Annotated in this window: 5 protein-coding genes; all 5 read left to right on the top strand. The window is 67.9% G+C overall.

Features of this window, described 5'->3' with window-relative positions; translation table 11 throughout:
* Positions 1 to 176 precede the first annotated feature (176 nt).
* The 5 genes from L0D17_RS12790 to L0D17_RS12770 all read left to right on the top strand — a co-directional run bounded on the left by L0D17_RS12790 (position 177) and on the right by L0D17_RS12770 (position 6,016).
* A complete protein-coding gene (locus L0D17_RS12790) occupies positions 177 to 1,781 on the top strand; it encodes a hypothetical protein (protein WP_243095653.1) in 1,605 nt (534 codons plus the stop codon).
* Between the two features lie 100 nt (positions 1,782 to 1,881).
* Positions 1,882 to 3,537 carry a hypothetical protein gene (locus L0D17_RS12785; RefSeq protein ID WP_243095652.1) on the top strand — a complete coding sequence of 552 codons (1,656 nt, stop codon included), beginning with the start codon at positions 1,882 to 1,884 and terminating at the stop codon, positions 3,535 to 3,537.
* Positions 3,538 to 3,752: 215 nt separating this feature from the next.
* Complete coding sequence (locus L0D17_RS12780; protein ID WP_243095651.1) at positions 3,753 to 5,120, top strand: hypothetical protein; 1,368 nt, start codon at positions 3,753 to 3,755, stop codon at positions 5,118 to 5,120.
* Between the two features lie 10 nt (positions 5,121 to 5,130).
* The gene (locus L0D17_RS12775; RefSeq protein ID WP_243095650.1) at positions 5,131 to 5,685 is read left to right on the top strand and encodes a hypothetical protein; all 555 of its coding nucleotides are present in this window, start codon (positions 5,131 to 5,133) and stop codon (positions 5,683 to 5,685) included.
* Between the two features lie 19 nt (positions 5,686 to 5,704).
* Positions 5,705 to 6,016 carry a DUF433 domain-containing protein gene (locus L0D17_RS12770; protein ID WP_243095649.1) on the top strand — a complete coding sequence of 104 codons (312 nt, stop codon included), beginning with the start codon at positions 5,705 to 5,707 and terminating at the stop codon, positions 6,014 to 6,016.
* Positions 6,017 to 6,393: the final 377 nt, after the last annotated feature.

Genomic DNA, 6,393 nt, shown 5'->3' with positions numbered 1-6,393 from the left:
GGTGGTGGCGCATCCGGAGCGGCAGAGCCTTTTCCGACTAGCCCGCCTCCTTCTGGCCCAGGGGCCCCCCTCCCTGCGGAGTGTGGCGGCGCGGACGCTCACAGGTCTTCTTCAGCAACTGGTACAGGGGTGGGAAAAGTGATGAGAGGTCAGCCCCGCCCGCTATACTCCAGGTCATGGAACGAGCCAAGCGGAACCTCCTCCGGCTCCCCCTCTACCTCCTCGGCCTCCTTCTCCTCGGGGGCTTCGGCGGGTGCCAGCTCCAGGGAAGCACCCCCGTCCGCCCCGAGTGCCTCTACCTGGAGAACCCCCAGGCCCCCTACGAGGAGATCCCCCCCGAGCTCTGCAGCGGCCCCAACTCCGCCATCTACGTCAACCACCCGGGCCAGACCTACGACGACCTCAACACCGACTTCCCCTTCACCGTCTACGGGGAGCTGTACCAGCGGGCCGCCACGGGGGGCCCCGTCCTCGGGTACGTGAGCTTCCCCGGCTTCCCCCAGTACCGCTTCCTCACCTACATGGGCAAGCCCTACGCCATGTCCGCCTACGCTGACTCCTGCGAAACCCAGGAGTGCCGGGACGCCTGGGTGAGGAAGGCCAAAACCTCCCTAAGCGACCTCGAGGGCCCCCTCTTCCCCTACATCCCCTACGAAGCCTTCCCCGCCCTCACGGGCAAGGACGGGATGGTGGGGGGGACGTGGACCTTCGTCAAGCAACGGTTCGCCACCCGCCCCGCCGCCTGGCTCCGCGACCCCTACGACTACCTGGACCGCCTTAAGGCGAGCCCCGACCCCCTGAACGGGAAGACCTACGTCTACACCCAGACCTACACCTACACCCCCCGCCCCGGCAAGGCCCCCCTCCTCCAGGCCCCCACCAAGGCCGAGGGCTTCCGCCGGGCCCCCGAACACGACGACAAGCCCTTCTTCCGGGGGGTCTTGGACTACGGGGCGGTCTGGGCCAACCTGTACCGGATGCCCGTCTACCAGAACATCTCCACCCGCTACATCCCCGAGTTCGCCGAGAACCAGTTCTACTGGCAGAACCTGGACTACTACGCCTTCCAGGTGGGGCAAGGGACCGCCACGCCCCCCGCCGTCTTCTGCCAGCCCGGGGTGGGGTGGATCTTCTCCGTCTACTTCGTCCCCTACGCCCCCCGGGTCCTGCCCACCGACTACAGCCTCATCCCCCAGGACCTCCTGAACACCATCGACGCCAGGATCCTCTTCCCCGACGTTTCCTACCACACCCACCACGTCATCCTGGCGGGGCGGGACGTCATCGGCTACCGGAACCTGCAGGGAAGCCCCACCGACAACTGGGGCCTGGGGCAACAGGGCTGGTACCGGATCGGCCTCCTAAGGGAGGACCCCCGCTACCCCGTCTTCGGGAACGGGGACTACCCCAACCGGACCGTGCGCCTGGCCGTCCTCTACCGCACCACCAACCGGGTGGACTGGCGCCCGAACCCCGCCCACCCCTACGGGGAGGACAACTGGCACATCGCCTGGTCCGACACCTACCTGGGGGGGACCCGGGACGCCCCCGACTGCCGCCTCGTGGGCCTCGGCTTCCACACCTACGACCTCGCCACCAGCGCCCGCCTGGACGAGTTCTTCGGCCTGCAGGAGATGAGCGGGGTGCCCCTCTACAACACCTTCTACCCCTTTAACGACCGGGTCCCCGCCCTGAGCCGCCTCACCCCGAACGGCCTCAGCAACCTGACCGAGCCCGGGGCGGTGAGCCTCCCCGACTGGGCCCTCCCCCCGGGGTGGTAAAACCTTGGGGCGAAACCCGCCCTTGTGGGGCCATTCCGGCCCCTTTTTTGAATCCCCCGCCCCGGGGCGAAAGGACCCCACAATGGGAAGGATGAAGGGGATGAAGCGCCTTTCCCTCCTCGGGGGCCTGGCCCTGGCGCTCCAGGGCCTCCTCCCCCCCTTCGCCCTCGCCGGGGACACCAAGAAGTTCACCGACTGGGGGCGGTACCAGGTGGCCCTGGGGAACTTCACGGGCTCGCAGAAGGTCCACATCCTCATGGCCCGACGGGGGCCCTTCGCCAACGGCACCGAGGCCTTGCCCAGCACCCTGAGCGGCACGGACCTGCAGACGAACCACTACATTCCGTGGGAACGGAACGGTCCTCTAGGTGGCGGCCACCTCTACGGCGTCTTCACCGCCCAGGGGGGCAGGGTCTACCAGGTGAACGCCATCTACACCCAAGGGGGCCTGCCCATCATCCACATGCGGGCCAGGGCGAGCCAGGGGAGCATATTCAACAACGGGAAGCTCCTCATCAGCTCCGACCCGAATTTCGATAAGAACAACGCCACCTTCTACGCCGAGATCAGGCCTAGTGGCTCCCTGCCCACCTGGCAAATCGTGCTGGGCGGGGCCCTCTGGGTATCGCTTGTCGGCACGCCAATAGCCGCCATGATCATCGGCACCTTGAGCGGCTCGAGCGAGTTCACCTTCGCCGTCCCCACGGGCGGGATGACCCTCTACTACCGGATGACGGGATGCACCGCCACGAGCGACTACAACGGCTCCTTCACCATCCCCTCCGGCCTCGCCCCGGGGAGCGTCTACGGGGTGGACATGTACGGCTGGTGCGGGGGTGGGGGCGTGGGCAACTGGGCTCGGGCCACGCAACGGGCGGTGCTTCCCCAAAGCCTCTTCTCGGCGTTCACGAGCGGCAATTACGCCTTCATGAACGCCTACGCCTCCGGGGTGAGCGGGTTTTACTGGCAAGGAACGGTGGGCGTCAGCGTTTCCGGCCCCGACGACTGCGGCGGGACCGCCACGGACGCCTACAGCCCCAACGAGGGGGTCACCTTCATCCTGTCGGGGGCGGACTGCTGGGACACGGGCTTCGGTGCCCCTAGTGCCATGGGGAGCGTCCGCGCGAGCCTCCCCACGCTCACGGCGCAGTTCTCCCCGTCCCCCAACATAATTCCCTCGGGGTACTCCTCGGGAAATCCCACTTCCTACCTGCCGTCCCGCTTGCAGAGCTTCACCGCCCCCAGCAAGCAAAGCGTTTCCTTCACCCCAAGGGCCACCTACAACATGACCGTGGGCTCCACCCAGCAATCGGGGACCGCCACCTCGGGCACCAGCACCACCACCGCCACGGGGCAGATGCTCACGGTGGCTTCCTGGTGGGACACCCTGCAAGGGAACAACGTCCTCAGTAGCCTCGGCTACTTCCCCCCCACCTTCACCTACACCTTCAGCAACTACGCCCGATCCTGCACCCTGACCTATACGGGCACGAGCACGGTGACCGTCTACGACCTCGCCCCGCCCAACACCTCCCTTTCCTTCACCCCAGGGGGCACTACCTACTACACGCCCAAGAGCTACACGCTCTCCTCGAGCAGCAACAAGATCACGGTGGGGGACAGCCTCTACTACGTCACCCCCACGAGCGAGCTGAGCAAACTCAGCGCAAGCGGGTGTACGCTCAGCACCTCCTTCACCAGTGGCGCGACCCAGACCGATATATCCCTCAACCCCGGCTTCTTCGTCCTCAAGTAGGGTCCTCGAGGGCGGGTAGGCCTGGCGTGCGCCGCCCGGGCGCTGGGGGGAGTCCCCAGGTACCCCACCCTCCAGGGCGAGCCAAGGAAACCTCCGCCCCTAGACGGGCGGGTCCCGGGGCCGGGCTCCGGCCCGGCCCCCGCTTCGTTGAGCGCACCCCGCTTGGGCGATGGCCCTTGACAGCCGGAAAAGAGGCCCCGTAGGCTGAGGACATTATGAAGAAGCTCTGGATTTGGAGCGCCCTGGTCCTCGCCGCCCTCCCCACGAGCGGGCTGGCCCAGAACGCACGGGCCCTGGGCATGGGCGGCGTGGTCCTGCCCGGGCCCGCCTACGCCTGGGCCAACCCCGCCTACGTCTCCTTCCCGGACGCCTACGGCCGCAAGGGATTCCCGGTGCCCATTGGCCTACTCCGCTTCCTACCGAGCTTCACCGACACGAGCCCCTTCGCCTACTTCACCGATCCCAACGCCTTCCGCAACGGGTTTGACCTCCTGAGCTTCTACGACCAGGTCGCGCACTTGGACCGCTTTTTGCTCAACCCGGCCCGCAGCCCCGACGAGGTGGTGTTCCGCGTGAGCGCCCATGGCCTATCCATCACGGACGGCCAGGGCCGTAGCCTCGTGCCGGAGTTCCAGGTGGGCCAGCCAGCGGAAAAGCCCCAGGCCCTGGTGCCATCGCCCTTCCTGCCCATCCACCTGGACCTGGGGCCCGGGACCTACCTCGCCTTTGGGCCCTTTTTCGGCACCCAGGGCGTGCGCCTGGCCCCCAACGGCGCCCTCGCCTCCGCCTTGGCGCAGGGCAGTCTGGACGGGTGCAAGCCCAGCGGGGCCAACGAACCGAGCCCTTGCGCCCTCGAGGGGCAAGGGGCCTTCGCCAGCGGCTTGAGCCTCGCCCTGGGCTTCAGCGCCCCCCTGCCCGAGGTGCCCGGCCTGGGCAGGGTCTACGTGGGCGTGCGGGGCGAAGGCTTCTACGGGACGGGTTACGTGGAAGCCCAGGCCTCCGCCCGGCCCACCTTTGATGCCAACGGCAATCCCAACGGGGTTTCCTACCAAACCCGCTACTTCCTCAGCTACCCCGGCTTCCTAGAGGGCACCCTCGGCCTGGGGGGAAGCGGCCTAGGATACGGCCTCCGGGCGGACTTTGGCGTGGCGGTGGACGGCGGGGCCTGGGCCTTGGGCCTTGGCGCCCGCAACCTCCTCGGCTTTAGCGAGTGGTCGGGGGTGGAGGTGACGGCGCAAGACGGGGTGGAAACGGGCCGCCAAGCCCTCACCAAGCGGAGCGATTTCTCAGCGCCCATCTTCCTGGTGAACGGCACCTACCGCTTGCCCCTGGAGGGGAGTACCTTGCTCCTCGCCGCCGACGCCCAGTTCGGGGCCACCGCCCCCGCCTTCCACCTGGGGGCGGAGTACGGGATCGGCCCCCTGGCCCTGCGCCTGGGGGTGGGCGTGGAAGGAGGCTTGCGCTTTGGCCTTGGCGCCGGGCTGGACCTGGAGGGCGTGAACCTGGACCTCGCCCTCACCACCCACGAGGCGCCCCTGGTGGGCGGCACCGTGTACGGCCTGGCCCTGTCCGTGGGTTTTTAGGAGGAAGAACGTGAAGCGCGCCCTTTTGCTCTTAGCCCTGGGTTTGGGGCTTGCCGCCTGCAGCGGCCACACCGTGACCCGGCTGGAAGTGGACTGGCTTAGCTTCGTCCCGGAGGCGGACCGCTCCGGCGAGCTGAACCTCACCCAAACCTCCCTGCGGGTTCCCGAGGCGCCCGAGGGCCAGCTCCTTTCGGTCCCGGGCGCCGAGGCGCTGGTGGACGGCCGGATCGTCTTCGCCGCCGACCTGACCAACACGGGGACCCTTCCCGCCGGGGTGACCCTCGAGGTCCGCATGGCCCCCGCAAGCGACGGCAACCTGTACGACGGTAGCGGCGGGGATTTCCTCGTGGCCCAAAGGAGCGTCAACCTGAACCCCTCCGAGGCGGGAACGCTTGACCTGACCCTGGACGTGACCCCGGGGACCCAGGTTTACGACCTGATCAGGAGCGGGAATTTCCGCATCGGGGCCCGGATCAACCTAACGGGGGACAAGGTGGGCTACCAGCTCCGGCAAGGGGAACTCACCCTGCGCCTCAAGGCCTTCAACCTCATCCCCGCCCCCTAGGACCGGGGGGAGCCCCGTCATGGCGCTCAGCGAGCGGGTACCCGTGGCCACGAACGAGGCGGGCGACCTCCACCTGAAGGGTAGGCGGGTCTTCCTCGAGGACCCCCTGGAACTCCACCGCCAAGGCCGCTCCCCTGAAGCGATAGCGGGGGCCTACCCCGGCCTGGCCCTCGCCGACGTCCACGCCGCGCTGGCCTGGACGTTGCGCCACCTCGAGGAGGTGGAGGCTTACCTGGAGCGCCAGAGGGCCCGCTCCGGCGAAGCGGAGGAGAGGACGCATCCCCACCGATCCCTCACCCTGCGTAGGCGGCTAGAAGCCTGCGGGGGATGAGGCTCCCACTAGGGCCCCAACTTGAAGCGGCCGGAGCGGGCGATGGCCTTCTTGTGATACTGCACCCCCCCTTTCGTATAACAAGCCCGGGGCTTGTTATACGGGAGTATCGCTAGGCGCCCAAGCCACCTGAACCGCCCGGGGCGGGACGCGTGCATGGAGGGGGAATGTAGAAACTGGCTCCCCTTCCGTCTGATGGGAGGGGTTAAGACCGCCTCGCCGATCCCCTCGAGGGCGTGCGTGAAGGCTCGGGGGACTGGGGAAAAACGCCTGTTCGTGGCGTTCGTGCTTCCGGGGGGGTCGTGTAAGGATTTATGTGTAAGGGTCCGTGTTTAATAGGGGGGCACACCTTAGCACGAGGAGGTGCCCCGTGGACC

The organism is Thermus thalpophilus (genome assembly GCF_022760915.1).
GTDB classification, from domain to species: Bacteria; Deinococcota; Deinococci; order Deinococcales; family Thermaceae; genus Thermus; species Thermus thalpophilus.
This window is presented reverse-complemented; position numbering and strand designations above follow the sequence as displayed.

What these genes read in the sequence shown, in the direction of transcription:
- L0D17_RS12770 (WP_243095649.1), top strand. Translation starts at nt 5,705, where the DNA reads ATGGCGCTCAGCGAGCGGGTACCCGTGGCCACGAACGAGGCGGGCGAC.
- L0D17_RS12785 (WP_243095652.1), top strand. Translation starts at nt 1,882, where the DNA reads ATGAAGCGCCTTTCCCTCCTCGGGGGCCTGGCCCTGGCGCTCCAGGGC.
- L0D17_RS12790 (WP_243095653.1), top strand. Translation starts at nt 177, where the DNA reads ATGGAACGAGCCAAGCGGAACCTCCTCCGGCTCCCCCTCTACCTCCTC.
- L0D17_RS12780 (WP_243095651.1), top strand. Translation starts at nt 3,753, where the DNA reads ATGAAGAAGCTCTGGATTTGGAGCGCCCTGGTCCTCGCCGCCCTCCCC.